Raw genomic sequence first — 19,775 nt, 5'->3', positions numbered from 1 at the left:
TCTCCCACGGTCTGTACTGCGTCAACAGTCAGAATCGAGCCTTGTCCCTCCTCCTCCCTTCAAGTCCTACCATACAAGCGAGCCTGCTCGCGATGAGGCCATCAGATTCAATAGTGATGTTGACTGACGGACCGCTATCGCGAGCAGGCTCGCTCCCACAGGGGGGCGGTGGTGTTTTCAGAAAGTTTTACGTCGCTGGGCCTTCGCCATTGCTAGTCTGAAGATCCCTGAGACCGCAATGGAGCACCCTCATGGCTATCCTGGCCCTGCGCGCCGACGCATCCGACATCGACAAAATCGCCAGCCTCTTCGACGCCTACCGGGGCTTCTACGGCCAGCCGTCAAACCTGGCGCAGTCCCGCGCATTCATCGCCGAGCGTATCGCCCGGGATGAATCGGTGGTTTTCTACGCGCAAGAGCAGGGCGGCGAAACCCTGGGCTTCGTGCAGATGTTCCCGACCTTTTCCTCCATCGATGCCCACCGCACCTGGCTGCTGGGCGACCTGTTCACCACCCCCGCCGCCCGCGGCAAAGGGGTAGGGACCCTGTTGATGAATACCGCCCGCGACTTTGCGCGGCTGGCCGGTGCCAAAGGCATGACCCTGGAAACCGCCACCGACAACTTCACTGCCCAGCGTTTGTATGAAGCCCGGGGCTGGGTACGCGACACCGGTTACTACACTTATTGCCTGGATTTGAACAAAGGCTGATTCAGCGACCTTGTTCCCCGAACACCGGTCGCAGGAACGAGCGCTCGTAGCTGAGGATGAATTTTTTCTCCTCGGCATACTTGAACGCCGCGATGCACTGCGGATCGCTCATCGACTGCTGCCGGTAATCCTCGTACGCCGCCAGGCTGGGGAAGGTGAATAACGCCAGGGCGATATTGTTGGCGCCCTCGGACGGCAGGAAGTAACCGTGATGCTGGCCGCCGAATTTCTCCACCAGTGGAATCCACAACTTGCCGTAGTGTTCGAACGCTTCGAGTTGGTAGGGATCGATGACGTATTTCAGGTAGCAGGTGACCATGGTCTTTCCTTGATCGAGGTTTGAGGGAAGGCCAACACTGTAGTGGACAGTCGCCAAAGTCCATAGCCATGCACTCGACTTTGAGCGGTGAATTTGCGCCAATCACGCCACGCGCAGCACTATTGCTTCAGTCAATAGTCATCATCAAAAATCGCAAGTTCTGTTTTTTCGGCAAAGGCGGACAATCACCTTCATCGAATACGCTGCCAAAGGAATTTGCGCGATGAAGATGCTGACCCGACTGTTTGTGATCGCCCTGCTGCTGGGTAATGTTGCCACCCCTGCATCGGCGCGTGCCGAAGACGCGCCGGCCTGCCATTTGCCGCCGATCGCCGGCAGTGACGGCGAATTGAGATATGGGCAGACAGTCGGGGTGCTCTACAGCGAAAACACCGTGCAAAACCTGCAATACCTGGAGCAGTACCACTCGGTGGCGTTGAACGGTGCAAAGAACGCTCTGGATGTGCGGATTCGCCAGGCATTCGTCAACAGCTCCGATCCGCAACTGGCGATCGACTGGCTGATGAGCTCGTTGCAGCACAGGTTCCTGTCCGTGACCGTCTATGACAACCTCGATGCACTGCTGCAAGCCCGCCCGGACGTAGTGGTCATGCTCGATACCCACAACCAGTTGCTGACCCGGCGCAATGACCGGGTCGAGGCACGATTCGCCGCGCGGTTCTACGACGCCAACCTGCAATACATCGGCAAGGCCGAAGGCGCGGTGGAAAAACAACTGCCGTCGGTATGGGGGAGCCACAAGGCCGCTGCGCAAATCGCCGCACAAATCGAACAGCAGCGCGATCTGCAGCTGAGCGCATTGAAGCAGTTCGATGCATCGTTGAAGGCGCTGGTAACAGCGGGCTAGCAAGAGCCGGCAACATGTCCCAAACCGGCGAAATGGTCCTGCTGGCACACATAACCTGTGGGAGCGGGCTTGCTCGCGAAGGGGGCATCAGCTTCAACATGGAAGTTGCCTGACCCGCCGCCTTCGCGGGCAAGCCCGCTCCCACCGTGACCCTGTCTAACCGACAGGCACCAGTCCATTTGGGTTTCCGCCGTGTGCCATGTTCCAATAGTCCGTACCACCGGACTGGATATGGACCATGAAGAAAATCGCCGCACTGACCTTCGCCGCAGCCATCCTGCTCAGCACCCCCGCCAGCGCCGCAGGCGATGCCCAGGCCGGGCAAAAGGTGTACAAGCGTATGTGCAGCGGTTGCCATCAGATCGGCGAATCGGCCCGGGCTTTTTTTGGCCCACAACTCAATGGCGTGATCGGTCGCCCCTCAGCTGTCACCACAGACTACGTGTATTCCGACGCAATGAAATCCGCCAACCTGGTCTGGGACCGCGACACCCTGATCGCCTATCTCGAGGCGCCGAAGAAAGTGGTACCCGGCACGCGCATGATTTTCTGGGGGCTCAGTGACCCGGAGAAAATCGACGATCTGCTGGCCTACCTGGAAACCTTCAAGACCCAGTGAGCCTTTTGCCATCTGTGGTGAATAGCCAGTACGCTAGCAAGCGCTTGTGCAGATAGCAGTCGAGCGTGAAAAACGCTCTGGGGTTTTTGATGACCCGCGAAATAACCCATCAACTATCATTCGAAAAAGCGCTTCACTCGATCCAGTCTGATTTTTCACAAGTGTCCATAGCAGACTTTCACCAGCTGATCGGCACTACTGCGATTTCGTTTGAGCGAGAGGCGCAACGGATTTCAAAGCAGACTCTCCCGGTCGCACCGCGCGCTTCTCGAAAACGCTCCAGCGGGAAATAGGAGGTGTAATGTCTGAACCATCCGCTCCTGTGAAAACATCTCGGTACTCCGGGATCAATGCAGGAAAAAGTAGCAAATGGATGGCCCTCTTGTTTTGGTCAACCCTCGTCGGGGTCACCGCCCTGCTGCTTATCAGCGGATACAGTGCGTTCACCGGGGGGAACCGGGTCAACTTGCAATATGCATTTCTAGGCGGTCTCTGCGGTTTTGGCGCCACGGCGTTTGGCTCCATCGCAGCGGTTGTGTTGCGCGACATCACCGCGCGTACCCAAGACATTATGCTGGGTTTCGCCGCCGGCATGATGCTCGCCGCCAGTTCCTTCTCGCTCATCCTCCCTGGCATCGAGGCAGCCCAGTCCATTTGCCATAACAAGTTACTGGCTGCGTGTGTCGTGGTATCAGGCTTGGGATTGGGCGTGGCGCTTATGGTCGGTCTGGATCGTTTCGTACCCCATGAACATTTGCAGATTGGACGCAAAGGGCCTCAGGCGCAGCGCTTCAGTCGGGTGTGGCTTTTCGTCCTGGCTATCACGCTGCATAACTTGCCAGAAGGCATGGCCATCGGTGTCAGCTTCGCCAACGGCGACATGAAAGTGGGATTGCCGCTGACAACGGCGATTGCCATACAGGACATTCCGGAGGGGCTTGCTGTCGCATTGGCACTGCGAGTGACCGGCATTGGCGCGTTGCGCGCTGCGTTGATTGCCGTTGCATCAGGCCTGATGGAGCCATTAGGTGCTGTAGTCGGCCTCGGCATTTCCAGCAGTTTCGCCTTGGGCTATCCCGTTGCTCTGGGTCTTGCTGCAGGGGCGATGATCTTTGTGGTCTCCCATGAGGTCATACCAGAGACACATCGCAATGGCCACGAAACGCCCGCGACGTTAGGCCTGATGCTGGGGTTCGGGGTCATGATGTTTCTTGATACAGCATTGGGCTGAACGCTATCCGGGTATCAACGCCATTCGAAGCCGGCGACTCACCGCCGTGCTGCTGGCTGAGTAATTCGATGCCAATCGGCTGGCCGATGCAGCAAAGGCACGAGCCTTACTGGGCGATCAAGATCCGGAGACTCCCGGCACATCCATGTTTATCTTGCGCCAGGCAGCCTCGGAAAAGCTGTAAGCCGAAAAGGCGATCAAGCCCAGAGCCATCACCATCAAAATCAAAGCGCCGGCTGGCAGGTTCTGGAGAGCATCAAGGGCTTCCTTCATGCCAGGGGGATCCGTGGCTTTATAGCGCGAGCCGCTGATTGCCAGCAGCAGCGCTATCTCGATAAACACTACGCCGCGGGCTATGAGTCCGAACCGAGCCACCGGGCGTATATAGCGCATTACGTCTTCGTCCGCCTCAAAGTACTTCTCGAACGACGCCTTCCATCCTTTGATGATGTGAGCAATGCCTACACCTAATGGCACGAGTGCCACGAGGTAGACCAACACGTTTGAGTGATCCCAGGACAAAAGATGCGCCAGTAAATCCTTTGTCTCCCCACCTGCGGAGTGACCTGAACTTCTGACGCCGCTAACGAGCAGGCCCAATGCAAAGAACGCCAGCGCGCCGTTAACCAAACCTCCCGCCAACAAACCTGCACGAATCACCAGCCCCTTGAGTTTCGTACCGTGATGATCAACGTCGCGAATCGCTTGCAGCACTCGCCACCCGGCGAAGGCTACCAAACCAGCCACCACTAGCCCGACCAGGACATATCCGAATGGCTGGCTTAACAGCGCCTCAAGGCTTTTGTGACTGTCCTTCGGTTTTGTCGAGTCTTGAGCTGCCAGCAGAGCGAAGATACCTATGATCAGATACAGAACACCTCGAGCGACATATCCGCCCCGAGCGAGTAGGACAAGCGTGTGTTGAGTGGACATTGGATTATTTCCGAGGAGCTATATAGCAGCAGACCCCATCGCTTGGAGAAGGGTTCGATAAAGCTCGACACTCTTGAGCAACTGACCAACCTCGCTCCCACAGGGATGGTGGCGAAGAGGTATTCGTCAGGCCTTGCTGGCCTTGAGGTACGCGCCCAAACGCTGCCCCATCTGCTCACTCAGCGCCTGCAAGCCACTGAGCGGGCGCACCATCACTTCAAATTCGACAATCTTGCCCTGCTCATTGAAGCGGATCATGTCGATGCCTTTGAGCTCCTTCTCCCCGACCTTCGCACTGAATTCGAGGATGACGTTCAAGCCATCCGCCGTCGCCAGCTCACGGTAATAGGTGAAATCCTCGAACACGTTCATCACCGTGTTGAGGATCATCGACACCACGGGCGCCCCGGGGTAGGGCGTGTGGGCCATCGGCGAACGAAACACCGCTTGCGGGTCCAGCAGTTCGGGCAAGGCACCCAAGTCTTTTCGACTGATCATCGCGTGCCAGTGCTTCAGGGACGCCGCGGCGTTGGGGTGCAGGTTCAGTTCGGACATCTTCAACTCCTGTTTATTATTGTTTTACTGACGGGATATTCTAAAGCGTCTATCAATGACCTCGGCGGCATCGTCGGCCCATTGACCGTAGATCTGCGGCCCGGGATGAAAACCGTCGCTGGCCATCAGCCCTGCCTCGGGCGCCAGGCGGATTGTCAGCATCGTACATTGATCCACGCGCTGCGCCAGATCCGCGAGATGCGCGTTGAAACGCCGGGCCCTGTAGCCCAGGTACCAGCGCAGCGGCTGCGGCAACGCGGGGAACAGGTGCATGGGCGGCAACGGCGACAGGACAATCTGCTTCACCGCGAACTTGTCGCACAACAGCGTCATCAAGCGCTGTTGCCGGGCGAGCCATTGATCAAGCGCCAGGGTACTGGTGACGTCGTTGACCCCGATCGACAACAGCACCACATCGAAGGGCTCTGGCGCGTGCTGTTCCAGCAGCGCCAGCAATGCTTGTGAATCCAGGCCCGAGCGCGCCAGCAATTTCCACGACACCTGATAATCAGCCGCCAGCCGACTGACCAGCCGACCGCTGAGCGCTTCGTCCTGAGTCGACGCACCCACGCCCGCAGCGGCACTGTCGCCGACAATCAGCAACCGCAGGGCATCGCCGCTGCCGGCCACGCCCTGGCGTTCGCCTTCGGCTTCCGGCAGCTTGGGCGTGATACGCCGGGTGTATAGGCCCTGCATCAGTAACAGGGGGCCGAGCAGGATTTTTGCCAAGGTTTCAATGTGGCTCATAAGACATTCCTGGACCAGCATCCGGAAAGCAACCTGACATGAATCACCCTGCGAACTCATCGTCGAAAATATGCTCGATGGGCAGCGCAAACGCCCGGGCGATCTGAAATGCAAGAGGCAGACTTGGATCAAAACGACCGTTCTCGATGGCGTTGATGGCTTGCTGGCGATGTGCTCGCCTGCGTTGCGCAAGCCAATGAACCGAGCAGGGCGCACGTCAGCAGGTACCGCAGGCGTGGAGAACGGGGCATGGGCAGAACCTCCTTGGACGCGGACTCACAATGGCATCTTGTGTATCACAACTGCGGTCAGGGAACGACAGGTTGCGATGTATTCAATCGATCCCGGGCGCGGGATTGCCTGATGCAGGCACCAGCCGCTTTTCTATCTGCGCCAGTTCCCAGGTGCTGAGCAGGCTGACCGGGTCGGTGCCGAAGCGTTGCCCGTTGTCGAACGCATACTCGCGGCCATCCGGGCTTTGGCCATGCAGGCAGTGGCGCAGATGCCCGGCGTCGACCTCAAGGGTCAGGCGCCAGCCATCGATGTCGACCAGGACGTGGCCGGGCCCGCACTGTTCGTCGAGCCGCTCGAAAGCGCGAATACCCTGGGCGACGTCACGCATTTGCTGGTAAACCTCGCGGGCGGTGAGGGCGGGCACGGCTGTCTCCAGTGTGGAATCAAGGGTGCTCAGGATAAACGAAGAGGATGCCAAAAAGCCCGGCTGATGAGGCCGGGCTTTTCGTTGAGTGCAGCGGTGAAGCCACGCATTCACACAGTGCGGTTCTGGATCAGGCGATCAGAGCCCCCTTCAGCGATGCGGTTTTCGATCAGGCGATCGGAACCACCTTCGGCCACACGACTTTCAATCAGGCGATCCGAGCCGCCTTCAGCGACCACGGGTTGAGCAGAGGTAGCGGCGAAAGCGTTAACTGCAAAAACCGAGAAAGCGATGCTGAGAAGGACTTGGCGTTTCATGATGGTGTGCTCCGGGGCGCTCATGGGTTGGTATGGAGCAGATGTTACGCCGCGGATTTTTTTAAAGAACTTCATTGAATCAATGGTGACTATCGATGCCGCTAATGGTTTACGCAAAGGCCCGGATGATCGGGCCTGATGTTGATTTACTGTAGGAGCGAGCCTGCTCGCGATGGACTCAAGAGCGCCGCGTTTAGTCAGTAAGCACGCGTTATCGTTAACGTCCATCGCGAGCAGGCTCGCTCCTACAGGTGGATCACAATTGCCCGAAGCGGCATTCAGCTCGGCTTATTCAACGCCGCTTCCGCCGCAGCAATCTCCGCCTGGCGCTTGACGATCATGTCGCCGATCGGCGGCCCCTGGAAGCGCCGGGCTTCGAAGCCGAACCAGACGATGGCCGTCAGCACCAGGAAACCGATGGTGATGTACAGCGCCCAATCATTCGGTGGCTGGATGCCGATGACGAAGATGATCACCATCGACAGGATCGACAGCAGCGCGAACACCGTGTACCAGAAGCGCCCCATGTTCCATGGCCCCATGGTCGGCCACTTCGCCGTCCCGTAGGCAAACAGGCCCAGCACGATGGGAATTACGAAAGAGAAGAACAGGAAGATCACCGTGCAGGACACCACGATCGTATAAACCGGCGTTTCCCCGACCGAGATCACCGAGGAACCCCAGTCGAACAACACAGCCAGGGTGGCACCGGTCCAGATCGCCGCTACCGGGCTGCGAAAGGTCGGCGAAACCGAGGACAGGGCTTTGGAACAAGGCAGGCCACCGTCCCGGGAGAACGCGAAGATCATCCGTGAAACCGAGGTGACCGTGGCCAGGCCACAGAGCACCTGCGAGATGAAAATCGCCACGAACAGCACCAGCTTCAACGTCGGATTGACCTGGGTGTTCATGGCCCAGAAAAATACGTTCCAGCCTTGCTTGGCCGCCTCATCCATGTTCGGCAGCATCAGCACGAAGGCGCTGAGCATCACCCAGCCGAACAGCAGCGACCAGACCACCGACATGACCATGCCCCGTGGCACCGACATGGCCGCGTTGCGGGTCTCTTCGGAGGTGTGTGCCGAGGCGTCATAACCGGTGATGGTGTAGATCGGCAGCAGCAGGCCGAGCATGAAGATCCAGCCGTTCGAAGCCTGCGGCCAGACACTGCCGCCGGCCTCGCCAGAGTAGTTGCCGAAGGTCCATAACCGCGCGAACTCGTAGCTGGGCGCGGAGATCAGGCAGACGATGGTCAGCGCCAGCGCCGTGGCGAAAATCAGGTAGCCGGAGAAGTCGGTGAGTTTGGCGGTCAGGCCGATGCCCAGGTGATTGCACAAGGCCTGGAGGCCAGTGAGGATCGCCAGGAAAATCACCCGGACCGTGGTGGTGTCTTCCATGCCCAGGGCCGGTCCGAAGGCGCCGAAGAAAAAGTAATAGGTGCCGACGTTGATCGCGCCGAGTACCGTGACCAGCCCCAACAGGTTGAACCACGCGGTCAGCCAGCCGGTGAAGCGGTTACCGAGAATCGAGCCCCAGTGATACAGGCCGCCAGCGGTGGGGTAGGCCGAGGAAATCTGCGCCATGGCCATGGCGAACACCCCGGAGATCAGGCAACCGATCGGCCAGCCGATGCCGATCGATGCTCCCCCCGCGCCCGAGGTGCCCTGGGCCAGTGAGTTGATGCCGCCGGAGAGGATGCAGATGATCGAAAAGGAAATGGCGAAGTTGGAGAAAACGCCCATTCGTCGCGACAGTTGCTGGGCATAGCCCATGCTGTGCAGCACCTTGACGTCATCGTCGTGGGCGTCGGTGCCGGGCTGGCTTGCTGGGTTCATGGTATGGGTGCCCCTTTTCAGGTTTTGGACAGGCCGAACTGAGCCGCCGTAGGCTCGACCTTGGTTTTCTGTAGGAGCGAGCCTGCTCGCGATGGACTGAGGACGACGCGGGGTGTCAGGCTCCCCGCGTCATCGTTGACGTCCATCGCGAGCAGGCTCGCTCCTACAGACGGCCGTGAAGTGCCGCGTCGAAAATCTTCGCCACACCGTCCCGGGTCAATGGCAGCGGGTTGCCGCCGGCAGAGGGGTCGACAATCGCCATGTCTGCGATCAGGTCCGCCTGCAGGTCATCCACACCCAACTCGACCAGTGTGTGGGGAACGCCGATGTCCTTGCGCAGCTTGAGGACGAAGGCGAGGAAACTGTCGAAACCCGGGGAGGGCAGGCGCAGATACGCCGCCAGCCGGGTGATGCGTTCCTCGATGACCGAGCGATTGAATTGCAGGACATAGGGCATGAAGGTGGCGTTGGTCATGCCATGGTGGGTGTCATACAAAGCGCCCACCGGATGCGAAAGCGCATGCATCCCCCCCAGGCCTTTCTGGAACGCGGTGGCACCCATTGCCGCCGCCGCGAGCATTTGCGCGCGTGCCTCAAGGTCTGACGGCGTGTGTACTGCCTTTACCAGAGAGTTGGCCACCAGGCGCATGCCCTCTAGCGCAATACCATCGGCCAAGGGATGGAAACCGGGGGCGCAATACGCCTCCAGGCAGTGGGAGAGGGCGTCCATGCCGGTGCCGGCGGTGATTTTCGCTGGCATGCCGACAGTGAGCGCCGGGTCGCTGATCACCACCCGCGGCATCATTTTCGGGTGGAAGATGATGCGCTTGGTGTGGGTGCGGTCGTCGATGATCACCGCCGCGCGGCCAACTTCGGAACCGGTGCCGGCGGTGGTCGGTACGGCAATCACCGGGGCGATGCGATCGGCATCGGCGCGGGTCCAGTAGTCGCCGATGTCTTCGAAATCCCACACCGGTCGGGTCTGACCGCTCATGAAGGCGATGAGCTTGCCCATGTCCAGACCACTGCCGCCGCCAAACGCGATCACCCCGTCATGCTTGCCGGCGCGCCAGGCATCGAGCCCGCCAGCGAGGTTGGCTTCGACCGGATTGGGCTTGAGGTCGCAGAACAATTCGACAGCCAGGCCTGCGGCGCGCAGGGCGTCCAGCGCCGCCGTGGTGATCGGTGCGCGGCCCAGGCCACTGTCGGTGACCAGCAACGGGCGCTCGATGCCCTGACTACGACAGACCTCGGCCAGCTCGGCAATGCGCCCGACACCGAATCGAATGCTGGTGGGGTAGTTCCAGTTTCCAGTCAGGCTCATGGTCTACACCTCGTGACGCAGATGAAAGGATTTGGCCCGGGTCAGGTGCTCGTAGCCAAGGCGCGACAGGGTGACGCCGCGCCCGCTGTTCTTCACCCCGGTCCAGGCCAGTGCCGGGTCCAGGTAATCGCAGCGGTTCATGAACAGAGTGCCGGTGGCAATTTCGTCGCCCAGGCGTTCAGCGGCGGCGAGGTCTTGGGTCCAGAGGGCGGCGCTGAGTCCAAACGCGCTGTCGTTCATCAGGGCGATGGCTTCGTCGTCACCGGCCACCGGCATGATGCCGACCACCGGACCAAAGCTTTCCTCGCGCATCACTGACATCTGGTGGCTGACGTTTACCAGCACTTGTGGTGCAAGGTAGGCGCTGCCCGGCACATCAGCGGCAAAGGCCTTGGCATCGATCAGCGCCTTGGCCCCCAGGTTCAATGCTTCGGCGATCTGCGCGCGCACGAAATCCGCTGCGCCCGGTGAAACCAGCGGGCCGAGGGTAGTGGCCTGGTCCAGCGGGTTGCCCAGCACATACTGCCGGGTCAACTCGACGAACCCCTCGACAAAGGCCGGGTAGATCTTCTGGTCGACATAGATGCGTTCGATGGCGCAGCAACTCTGCCCGGAATTGAAGAAGCTGCCGTCTACCAGGTTTTCCACCGCATGTTCGAGGTTGGCGTCGGCCCGCACATAGGCCGGGTCCTTGCCGCCGAGTTCCAGGCCAACACCGATGAAACGGCCCGTGGCGGCGCTTTCCATGGCCCTGCCGGCTTCGACCGAACCGGTGAAATTGACCTGATGCACGCGGCCCGAAGCGATGATCGCGGCGGTCTGCTGATGGTCAAGCAACAGGTTATGGAACAAACCATCCGGCAGATGGGCGCGGCGCATGGCCTCGGCGAAACGCTCGCCAACCAGCAGGGTTTGCGTGGCGTGCTTGAGGATCACACTGTTGCCGGCCATCAGCGCCGGGATGAGGGTGTTCACCGCAGTCAGGTAAGGGTAATTCCAGGGTGCGACGACCAGCACCGTGCCCAGCGGCTCGCGTTTGATGCAACGGCGAAAACCCGCAATGGGCTCGGGCTCTATCGCTGCAAGCGCCTCGGGCGCGATTGCGATCATATGCCGGGCGCGCTCGGCAAAACCTCGCAGCTCGCCGGCGCCGAAGCGTACGGGGCGACCCATCTGCCAGGCCAGCTCCGGCACGATATCGGCCTGCATCGACAGCATCGCCTCGACCACTGCGCTGCAAAACGCCGCGCGCTCGTTGAGTGGGTACTGTTTCCATAACGCCTGTGCACTGGCAGCGGCCGTCAGCGCCTGTTCGATCTGCGCCGCGTCAGCACGGTCGCGTTCGACATACACCCGGCCATCGACCGGTGAGATCAATTGAATCTTTGCAGTCATGGTATGTGCTCAATAGCGCTCGAAGCCGCGTTGCAGTTCCCAGTCGGTGATCCGCCGGTCGTACTCCTTCTGCTCCCACTCGGCGGTGTGAACGTAGTGATCGATCACCTCATCACCAAAGGCTTCGCGCAACATGCTCGAGCCCTTGAGTGCGGCGCTGGCATCACGCAGGGTCTTGGACACCTCCGGCAGATGCTCGTCGAGGTAGGCGTCACCTTCGAACGGCGCCGCCAGTTCGAGCTTCTCGTCGACACCGGCCAGGCCCGCCGCAATCAATGCGGCAAAGGCCAGGTAGGGGTTGAGGTCGGCGCCGCCGATGCGGCATTCGATGCGGATCGACTTGCTGCTTTCTGCGCACAGACGAAAGCCGGCGGTGCGGTTGTCGCGACTCCACACTGCCCGCGTCGGCGCAAAGGTGCCGGCCTGGAAGCGCTTGTAGGAATTGATGTAGGGCGCGAGAAAGCAGGTGATGTCGTTGGCGTACTTGAGCTGCCCGGCGACCCAGGAGCGCATCAGTTTCGACATCCCGAACTCGGCCTTGGCATCGTAGAACAGCGGCTTCTTCGCGTTCTTGTCCCACAGCGAGTTATGGATATGACTGCTGGAACCGGCGGCGTCGTAGCGCCACTTGGCCATGAAGGTGATCGCCTTGCCCTGCAACTGCGCGATCTCCTTGCAGGCGTGCTTGATGATGACGTGGTGGTCGGCCATGGTCATGGCATCGGCATAACGAATATTGATCTCTTCCTGGCCCGGGCCCCATTCGCCCTTGGAGTTTTCCACGGGAATGCCCGAGGCCTGCAAATGCTTGCGGATCGCTCGCAGCACGGGCTCTTCGCGGGTGGTCTGGAGGATGTTGTAATCTTCGATGTAATGGCCGGCGGTTTTCGGTTTGTGATAGTTGCGCTTGTGGATCGCCTCGTAGGTCTCGTCAAACAGATAGAACTCCAGCTCCGAGGCGAACATGCCGGTGTAACCGCGCTGGCGCAGGCGTTCGACCTGCTTTTTCAGAATTGCCCGGGGGCTGTGGGGCAGGTCCTGGCGATGGTGGTGGTCGAGCACGTCGCACAGCACCAGCGCCGTGCACTCCAGCCAGGGCACGCGCCGCAGGGTGGACATGTCGGGCTTGAGCACAAAGTCGCCATAGCCCTTGCTCCAGCTGGCCGCCGCGTAACCGGGCACGGGCTCCATGTCGATGTCATCGGCCAGCAGGTAATTGCAGCAGTGGGTTTCTTCGTGGCCGCTGTCGATGAAAAACTCGACCTGGAAACGCTTGCCCACCAGTCGACCCTGCATGTCGACCATGCAGACCAGGACGGTATCGATTTCGCCGGCGGCAGCGGCGCGCTTGAGTGCATCAAAGCTGAGGAGGGGCTCGGTCATCACGTCAATCCTGCGTGAAAGGTATGGGCCAGTCTGAGATAGCTGTTGCAGACGCTCTCCAGAAAAAACCAAAACCTGCAGAATCGAGCATCGTGAGCAACGAGTTGCTCAAAGCTTAGCCTACAGTGGCAAAGTGCAAGTTTTGCCAGTTCAAAGCGGCGTTGAACGCGCAAATGCGGCGCATGAAAAAGTCCGGTGGGGGAGGCCGGGCTTTGCGTGGGTGGATTTTTTCACTTGGCGGGGAGTTATGTGGTGTGGCGAATATCCACTCCCCTCATCGGAACGCCGCCCGCCCATCCCTCTCCCCACGGGGGAGAGGGAGCCGATCTCCAGTGTTTTCGGATGCTGGGTTCGACTTGAGTTTGGTAGCGTTGTTTTCAAACCCGAGTTCAACCTGAACCAGGCTGGGCTGTTTTCAAACCCGAGTTCAACGCGATCTTTCAGGTCGATGTAGCCCGACTAAACACCTCGGTCAGTCCCCTCTCCCAGTGGGAGAGGGCTAGGGTGAGGGCTGGTTCCAAAGTGAAAACCCATACCCGGACCACCGCGAAAACCCCATCCCCTCAGGCAAGCCCTGGCAACCCGATCAAGCCTCCCTGATCTGACTGACACTGGTAATCTGCCCATTCCACACCATCTCGTAATGCGCCGACTGCACAATCGATGCAACCGGTCGCGGCGTCATCAACGCCCAGCAAAAACTACCCTGCATACGCACCGAGTGATACCGCAAGCCCGGGCAGCTGGCATCCCTGACCGCCCGGCCCAACAACCGGGAATGACTGTAATCATCCGGCGCATACACCGCATCGCTGATCGGCAGGGCCGTGGCATCCTTCATTCCGGTGTCTACAAATGCACAAGACAACCCCCGGAACACAAACCGCTCATAGTTCAGCCCCGGCACATTTGACCAATACACACTCTGATGATGGCGCACCTCAGCCAGCGCCGCCTCCATCGAATCGGCCAGGTACAGAACCCCGAAACTGCCATCGCTGAACCGCGAACCCGCAGGATTCACATGAGTAAAAGGCGCCGTCGCGTAAGAACAGCCAACAATTCCGAACGGGATCTCGCCCCTGGCAATCCACTCAAGCTGACCCACCTCATTCCTAAGCCGTGGATTGGTCAGCGCCTGAATCTCGAACAAAACGTCAAACTCATCGGCGTCCGCCACGTCTTCAAACAGCGCAATGGGTGGAAATTTCGAATTGACCAGCCGATAAGCCTGCAACGATTGCCCGGCAAAGGTTGGCAGTTCGCCCACCGTTACCATTGCGCGCCCCGCAGCACATCAATGCGGCGGAAGGTTTCATACAACGAGACCATGTCGCCCTGGGCCATGATCTCCAGCGGTGAACGCCCGTTGAAAAACTCGTTGTGGTTGGCCATCGACACAAAGCCATAAACGTTTTCCGGGTTATCGAACACCAGGCGCAACGTGGCATGCATGTTCAGCACAAAACTGATGCGCTGCATCTGATCAGAATCCAGTGCTACCGCCCATTCGACGTCACGCTGGCGCGCGCGGGTGTAGGTGCTGCGGGAAATACGCAGGATGCGACAGGCCTGATCGCTGGACGCGGCCCATTTTTCCAGAATGCCGACCGCTGCCCGCAGGCCCGCCACGCACTGGTTCTTGGTGAATGCCTGTTCTTTGAGAGGGACTGCCATGTTCAATACCTTCTCCGAATCCATAGACTCAAAGATAGGTAATTAGAATCTATAGATCAAGGCGGGGTCGACCAGTGGGCGCACAGGAGGCTTGTGAGGGGGGAATCTTCTTACGATCGTCCAGGACAGACACCGCAGGTGTTGAGCGCTTGCGTCTCAACACCTGCGTGGGGGCGTCAGAAATCGAAGAACACGGTTTCCGCTTCACCTTGCAGATGAATGTCGAAGCGGTAAGCCAATTTGCCATCCACAGTGCAACGCCTGGCAATCAGGGATTCGCGACGGTGGGGCTGTTCGATCAGGTTCAATACCGGGTCCAGCGCATTTGCCTGGGATTCGTCATCGAAATACAGGCGGGTTTGCAAGTGGATGTTGATGCCACGGGCAAACAGCGCCACGTTGATATGCGCGGCCATAGGGACGCCCGCAGCGTTTTTCACAACGCCAGGCTTCACCGTCTTGACCGTCCATTCACCGGCTTCGGTGGTGGCGGTACGGCCAAAACCGTTGAACGGTTTATCCAGGTCGTAAGCGCTGTCGTAGACACCCTCATGATCGGCCTGCCAGAGCTCCAGAAAGGCGTCCCGGATCAGCTGACCATTACCGTCATAGACGTGGCCCATCAATAAAATGTGCTCGCCCGGTGCGCCAGGCTTGGCCATCTCGTTCCAGATTTCCTGCTCGCGCGGCTCGTTGCCGGCGGCTTCCAGCGCCAGGCCGATATGCACATAAGGGCCGGCGGTTTGCGATGCAGTTTCCGGCAGAAGTTGAACGGGCATACGCAGGCCTCCTCAGCAGTTTTCGAAGTGGGTCTTGCGCTGGCCGCGCAGGACGATATCAAAGCGATAAGCCAGGCAATCCATGGGATTGGCCATGCTCATATCCAGCCGGGCGATCAGGCTCTGCACCGCCTCCGGATTGGCGATCGACTTGACGATCGGGCACATGGGAACGAGCGGATCACCTTCGAAATACAGCTGGGTAATCAAACGCGTGGCAATGGACGGGCCACTGATGGAGACATGGATATGCGCCGGGCGCCAATCGTTGGGACCGTTGCGCCATGGGTAGGGGCCGGGTTTTACGGTGCGGAAGCTGTAGTTGCCATCGCGGTCGGTCAATGCACGGCCGACGCCGCCGAAGTTGGGGTCAAGGGGCGCCAGGTAACTGTCTTTTTTGTGCCGGTAACGGCCACCGGCATTGGCCTGCCACATCTCCACCAGAGTGTGAGGAATCGGCTTGCCGTACTGATCACACACGCGACCGGCGACGATGATGCGTTCGCCGATGGGCAGGCCGCCGTGGTTGAAGTTCAACAGCAGATCGTTATCGTGCTGGCCCATCTTCAGATGGGAAAAGTCCGGGCCGCTGGTCTCGGATACCGATTGCGGGATGCTCACCAGTGCCTGGCGCGGCGATCGCAGGATCGAAGTCTTGTAATCCGGAGTCAGGGCTTTGGGATGCCAATTACGGTCACGAATGACGAAGCGGCTGTCGTGCGCATCAGACATGTCGTTTTTCCTGTTGTTATGGTTGGACAGAGGCAGGCACTGCGCTGGCAGTGACATGTAGGCCACTTTCCTCTAAAAAAAGCCGACCCAACATTGAAAAAAACGACCTTATCCATATCCAGATGGTTATGGATACTTCCCTTCCCGGTACTCCTGACCGACCTCGCGCAGGGCCTCCACGCACCATTGCGCCGCCTGGTTCAGCGGCAATGCAGGGTTGGTGCAAAGCCCCACCGAACCCCCAGGTTCACGCATACCCAGGTCCAGTTCCACCAGTTCACCCTGGCGCAAGTCCTGTCTGACCGCGTCCAGCGGGGCGACCCAGATGGCCTGGCTGCGTTGCACGTAGCGCCGGCTCAAGGCAACCGACAGGGTCTCCAGGCGCTGACGGGAGGGCGTTATCCCGTGCTGCACAAACAGGCTGTCGGCGAATTTGCGGATCGTCGTGCCGGCCGACGGCAATACCAGCGGATAGTCTTCGAGGTGTTTATGTCCTGGTGACTCAGCGAGCGCCGGATGGCCGTTGCGTACGACCAGCGTCATGGATTCACTGTAGAGATGTTCGAACGCCAGCCCCTGAATCAACGGGCTGTCGGTCATTCTGCCGACCACCAGGTCCAGCTCACCGACCCGCAGGCGCGACAGCAGATAGGCACTTGGCCCGGTCACCACACTGACCACCAGGGCAGGGTGGCGCTCGTGCAAGCGGCAGACAACTTCCGGAATCAGCAGGCTTTCGACAGTGGACAGCACACCCAGTTGCACGGTAATGGGCTCATGCACCCCGGAGCGCAAACTGTTGACCCCTTCGCGCAGCGATTGCACGCTCGGCCCGGCATAGCGCAAAAAGGCCACGCCGGCCTCGGTCAGCGTCGAGCCCTTTTTACCCCGTTCAAACAGCGTGGCTTCGAGCAGCGACTCCAGCTCCTTCAGCGTCTTGGACAGCGCCGGCTGGCTGATGGCCAACGTGTCGCAGGCGCGGGCCAGGCTGCCCTGGCGCGCCACTTCGAGAAAACACACCAGGTGCCGGAATTTGATGCGGGTATCGATGTTCAATCCGCTGCTCTACTTTCGGGGTATGGCATCCATTATCGCTGGATGCGCAGCTTAGATGCCACTGAACATCCCGATGATCACGGCGTTGACCAGGTCAATGAAGAAGCCGCACACCAGCGGCACGATGAGGAAAGCCTGGTGCGCCGCTCCGTACTTCTGGGTGACGGTGGTCATGTTGACGATGGCCGTCGCGGTGGAGCCCAGGGCAATACCGCCGAAGCCTGAGGCGATCACGCTGGCTTCGTAGTCACGGCCCATGCAGCGGAACACCACAAAGTACGTATAGAGCACGGTCATCAGGATCTGCAGGGACAAAGCGCACGTAATGAACAGCAGCGCACCGCTGAGCTGCCACAACTGCAGGCCCATCAGGGCCATGGTCAGGAACATGCCCAGGCTGACATCGGAAATCAGCGACAGGCCCTGGCTGGCGCCGCTCCAGGATTTCAGACGCTTGTCGCCAATCAGGGCATGGACGATGTGGTGAATGACGATACCGGCGAACAGGCAGCTGACGAACTTGGGCAGGGTGATACCGCTGTCGGCCAGCAGCAGGTTGAGGCCGTAGCCGAGCATCAAGGCCAGGTTGAGCCACATCCATGCCCAGAGCACATCGTAGTAATCCAGAGGCTTGCTTTGCTGATGCTCCAGAACGCCGACTTCCAGCTCGGGATCCTTGGAAGGGGTGATGTGGTGGCGACGGATCAAGCGGTTGGCGATAGGGCCGCCGATTACACACGCGGCAATCAGGCCGACGGTGTTGCTGGCGATCCCCAGTTCGTGGGCGTTCTCAATGCCCAGCTTTTCGACGAACAGCGGCGCCCAGGCCAAAGCGGTACCCACCCCACCGGTAAGGGAGATGGAGCCCACCATCAGGCCGGCCTTGGGGTCCAGCCCGAACAACTCGGCCATGCCCATGCCCAGGGTGTTCTGCAGCAAGATGAACACGGTCGCGAGCACCAGCAGGATCAATAGCGGGCGCCCGCCCTTAATCAGTTGGCGCATGTCCGAGCGCAAGCCGATGCCGGCAAAGAAGTAGAGCAGCAGGGTGTCGCGAACTGCCAGGTCGAACTCGACCTGAATACCGAGGCCGAAGTACAGAATACTCGTGACCGCCGCACAGACAAACCCGCCGACCACCGCTTCGGGAATGCAGTAGCGGCGCAGCAGGGTGCTGTGCTGGACAAGCGTCTTGCCCAGAAAGAGCAGAAGAATGGCGAGGGTGAAACTCACCAGTCCATGAACAGTAAAGATCTGGGCGGTCATCTATGGCCTATCTGAAATCCAAAAAAAGAAATTATCCAGACTCGATCGCACGTCTTTCAGACTTGGGTCAATGAAAGTGCAGATCGTCGACCAGTGCGGATCTTGCCGAGGTAAAATGATGGCGCAAGCCTCCGGCCGGCTATCACATTCCTGCGAGGCTCTTGAGTTGCCCGGGCAAGACGACTGCTGGTCAACACCCCGCGACTTTGCCTGTGTGCCGGGGTGAGTCAAGCACCTGATCCGGCAACATGCAAACGCCCTGGCAGGAGAACATCTGCATGAAGACGCCGTAGTCGGACGGCGTGTAATTGACCACCCAATCACTGCTCCAGCATCGATGCAAAGAGGTCGAGTCAGCGCAGGGGTGATCGCGCCTGGCGATGACGCTCATTTCATAAGTCAACAACGGCGTGCTGTCGAACTCCTGTAACGACATGGTCGGCGTCACAGGGCCGCCGGCAAAATCGAGCGGGAGGGGGCCAGCAGGCGTGCATGCGGCGTCCGAGTTACTGGCGTCGCGTTGCCTGAACGAACGGGTGTCGGCGAAGTTGCTGCCGAGCCTGTAAGAACCAACCCCCTCACCCCAACCCTCCCGAAACGTCGGACCGCCCCATAGGGGGAGAGGGGGAAAGGGAGCAGATCTTCATGTTTTTCCAGGTTTGAGTTCGACCCGAAGTTTCAGGTCGATGCAGACCGGAAAAACACCACGGTCAGTTCGCTCTCCTGCACTCGATCCTCATGTTTTTCCAGACCTGAGTTCGGCTCGAACTTTCAGGTCGCAGAATATCGAACATTCAACCGGGTCAGTCCCCTCTCCCTCCGGGAGAGGGTTAGGGTGAGGGGGCTCTTGAGGGCTCCTCGCCACCGTCGCCATCACTGATGAAACGTACGCCCCAGCGCATCCAGCCGCGTGGCAATCGGTGGCAAGCGCCGACTGCTCAAGGCCAGGGACTCAACGTCGTCCGCGGTCTCCTGCGCAATGTCCTGCACTGACTGCAAGCGCCCGACAATCTCCAGGCTCACCGTGGATTGCTCGCGGGTAGTGCTGACAATTCGCCCGTTAAGCTCATCGATCCGTGCGATATCACTGCTCACTGCCAGCAACATCTGCGCCGCCAACTGACTGTCTTCGACACAACGCTCCACACCTTCGTGACTGTCCTGCATGGCCTCGACGGCTTGGCGACTGCCTTGCTGCAAGGCCTCGATGATGCCCCTGATTTCCTTGGTGGAAACAGCCGTACGCTGCGCCATACGGGCTACTTGCGCACTTTCAGAATCTTCTTAGTGGCCTTTCTGCCTAGATTTGAGGTATCGGCGTGCACGTGATGCGTGTGGTTGTCAGCGCGCAACTGTTGAGCGGGCAGATCG

The 19,775-nt window shown here is 59.7% G+C and carries 19 protein-coding genes and 4 pseudogenes; 5 read left to right on the top strand and 18 right to left on the bottom strand.

Translation table 11 applies throughout. The features are described 5' to 3' along the window. The first annotated feature begins 251 nt into the window (after positions 1-251). The gene (locus ASE98_RS24420) at positions 252-710 is read left to right on the top strand and encodes a GNAT family N-acetyltransferase (RefSeq protein WP_060543865.1); all 459 of its coding nucleotides are present in this window, start codon (positions 252-254) and stop codon (positions 708-710) included. 1 nt (position 711) lies between these two features. On the opposite strand, the gene ASE98_RS24415 is transcribed toward ASE98_RS24420, so the two are convergent. Beyond that, the gene (locus ASE98_RS24415; protein WP_060543864.1) at positions 712-1,029 is read right to left on the bottom strand and encodes an NIPSNAP family protein; all 318 of its coding nucleotides are present in this window, start codon (positions 1,027-1,029) and stop codon (positions 712-714) included. 223 nt (positions 1,030-1,252) lie between these two features. On the opposite strand from ASE98_RS24415, the gene ASE98_RS24410 reads away from it, so the two are divergent. The 4 genes and pseudogenes from ASE98_RS24410 to ASE98_RS24400 all read left to right on the top strand — a co-directional run bounded on the left by ASE98_RS24410 (position 1,253) and on the right by ASE98_RS24400 (position 3,747). After that, the gene (locus ASE98_RS24410) at positions 1,253-1,897 is read left to right on the top strand and encodes a hypothetical protein (RefSeq protein WP_060543863.1); all 645 of its coding nucleotides are present in this window, start codon (positions 1,253-1,255) and stop codon (positions 1,895-1,897) included. A gap of 238 nt (positions 1,898-2,135) precedes the next feature. Beyond that, positions 2,136-2,516, top strand: coding sequence for a c-type cytochrome (locus ASE98_RS24405; RefSeq protein WP_060543862.1), 381 nt, complete (start codon positions 2,136-2,138; stop codon positions 2,514-2,516). A gap of 65 nt (positions 2,517-2,581) precedes the next feature. Beyond that, a pseudogene (locus ASE98_RS27510) lies at positions 2,582-2,809 on the top strand (manganese catalase family protein); the annotation flags it as partial. Between the two features lie 80 nt (positions 2,810-2,889). Next, the gene (locus tag ASE98_RS24400; RefSeq protein ID WP_236707836.1) at positions 2,890-3,747 is read left to right on the top strand and encodes a ZIP family metal transporter; all 858 of its coding nucleotides are present in this window, start codon (positions 2,890-2,892) and stop codon (positions 3,745-3,747) included. Positions 3,748-3,864: 117 nt separating this feature from the next. Here ASE98_RS24400 and ASE98_RS24395 read toward each other — a convergent pair whose 3' ends face one another. The 17 genes and pseudogenes from ASE98_RS24395 to ASE98_RS24320 all read right to left on the bottom strand — a co-directional run. Next, positions 3,865-4,680: a DUF1206 domain-containing protein gene (locus ASE98_RS24395; protein ID WP_060543860.1), complete on the bottom strand. Its 816-nt coding sequence runs from the start codon at positions 4,678-4,680 to the stop codon at positions 3,865-3,867. 126 nt (positions 4,681-4,806) lie between these two features. Then, positions 4,807-5,235 carry a nuclear transport factor 2 family protein gene (locus ASE98_RS24390; RefSeq protein ID WP_060543859.1) on the bottom strand — a complete coding sequence of 143 codons (429 nt, stop codon included), beginning with the start codon at positions 5,233-5,235 and terminating at the stop codon, positions 4,807-4,809. Between the two features lie 24 nt (positions 5,236-5,259). Continuing rightward, the gene (locus ASE98_RS24385) at positions 5,260-5,982 is read right to left on the bottom strand and encodes an SGNH/GDSL hydrolase family protein (protein ID WP_060543858.1); all 723 of its coding nucleotides are present in this window, start codon (positions 5,980-5,982) and stop codon (positions 5,260-5,262) included. A gap of 43 nt (positions 5,983-6,025) precedes the next feature. Further along, positions 6,026-6,148: pseudogene (locus tag ASE98_RS26355) on the bottom strand (helix-turn-helix transcriptional regulator); the annotation flags it as partial. A gap of 168 nt (positions 6,149-6,316) precedes the next feature. Next, on the bottom strand, positions 6,317-6,640 hold the full coding sequence (locus ASE98_RS24380) for a DUF7693 family protein (protein ID WP_060543857.1): 324 nt from the start codon (positions 6,638-6,640) through the stop codon (positions 6,317-6,319). Positions 6,641-6,759: 119 nt separating this feature from the next. After that, positions 6,760-6,957, bottom strand: a pseudogene (locus ASE98_RS27590) (phage infection protein); the annotation flags it as partial. A gap of 278 nt (positions 6,958-7,235) precedes the next feature. Beyond that, positions 7,236-8,792, bottom strand: coding sequence for an amino acid permease (locus ASE98_RS24370; protein ID WP_060543855.1), 1,557 nt, complete (start codon positions 8,790-8,792; stop codon positions 7,236-7,238). 163 nt (positions 8,793-8,955) lie between these two features. Further along, complete coding sequence (locus ASE98_RS24365; RefSeq protein WP_060543854.1) at positions 8,956-10,116, bottom strand: iron-containing alcohol dehydrogenase; 1,161 nt, start codon at positions 10,114-10,116, stop codon at positions 8,956-8,958. Between the two features lie 3 nt (positions 10,117-10,119). Continuing rightward, positions 10,120-11,511 carry an aldehyde dehydrogenase family protein gene (locus tag ASE98_RS24360; RefSeq protein ID WP_060543853.1) on the bottom strand — a complete coding sequence of 464 codons (1,392 nt, stop codon included), beginning with the start codon at positions 11,509-11,511 and terminating at the stop codon, positions 10,120-10,122. 9 nt (positions 11,512-11,520) lie between these two features. Continuing rightward, positions 11,521-12,894 (bottom strand): glutamine synthetase family protein, encoded by a 1,374-nt coding sequence (locus ASE98_RS24355; RefSeq protein WP_060543852.1) that lies wholly within the window; start codon positions 12,892-12,894, stop codon positions 11,521-11,523. Positions 12,895-13,480: 586 nt separating this feature from the next. Further along, positions 13,481-14,173, bottom strand: a complete 693-nt coding sequence (locus ASE98_RS24350; RefSeq protein WP_060543851.1) for an RES family NAD+ phosphorylase — start codon at positions 14,171-14,173, stop codon at positions 13,481-13,483. Beyond that, positions 14,167-14,571 (bottom strand): hypothetical protein, encoded by a 405-nt coding sequence (locus tag ASE98_RS24345; protein WP_060543884.1) that lies wholly within the window; start codon positions 14,569-14,571, stop codon positions 14,167-14,169. Before ASE98_RS24345 ends, ASE98_RS24350 begins: the two co-directional genes overlap by 7 nt. A 176-nt stretch (positions 14,572-14,747) precedes the next feature. Next, the gene (gene pcaG, locus ASE98_RS24340) at positions 14,748-15,350 is read right to left on the bottom strand and encodes a protocatechuate 3,4-dioxygenase subunit alpha (protein ID WP_060543850.1); all 603 of its coding nucleotides are present in this window, start codon (positions 15,348-15,350) and stop codon (positions 14,748-14,750) included. A 12-nt stretch (positions 15,351-15,362) separates the two neighbouring features. After that, complete coding sequence (gene pcaH / locus ASE98_RS24335; protein WP_060543849.1) at positions 15,363-16,082, bottom strand: protocatechuate 3,4-dioxygenase subunit beta; 720 nt, start codon at positions 16,080-16,082, stop codon at positions 15,363-15,365. Positions 16,083-16,208: 126 nt separating this feature from the next. Next, positions 16,209-17,138 (bottom strand): pca operon transcription factor PcaQ, encoded by a 930-nt coding sequence (gene pcaQ, locus ASE98_RS24330; RefSeq protein ID WP_060543848.1) that lies wholly within the window; start codon positions 17,136-17,138, stop codon positions 16,209-16,211. 51 nt (positions 17,139-17,189) lie between these two features. Beyond that, positions 17,190-18,404, bottom strand: coding sequence for a sodium/glutamate symporter (gltS, locus tag ASE98_RS24325; RefSeq protein WP_060543847.1), 1,215 nt, complete (start codon positions 18,402-18,404; stop codon positions 17,190-17,192). 873 nt (positions 18,405-19,277) lie between these two features. Further along, positions 19,278-19,670: pseudogene (locus ASE98_RS24320) on the bottom strand (methyl-accepting chemotaxis protein); the annotation flags it as partial. Between the last annotated feature and the right edge of the window lie 105 nt (positions 19,671-19,775).

Origin of the sequence: Pseudomonas sp. Leaf48 (assembly GCF_001421885.1) — a bacterium.
In the GTDB taxonomy this organism is placed as follows: Bacteria; Pseudomonadota; Gammaproteobacteria; order Pseudomonadales; family Pseudomonadaceae; genus Aquipseudomonas.
The sequence above is the reverse complement of the archived record's forward strand: the minus strand, read 5'-3'. Positions and strand labels throughout refer to the sequence as shown.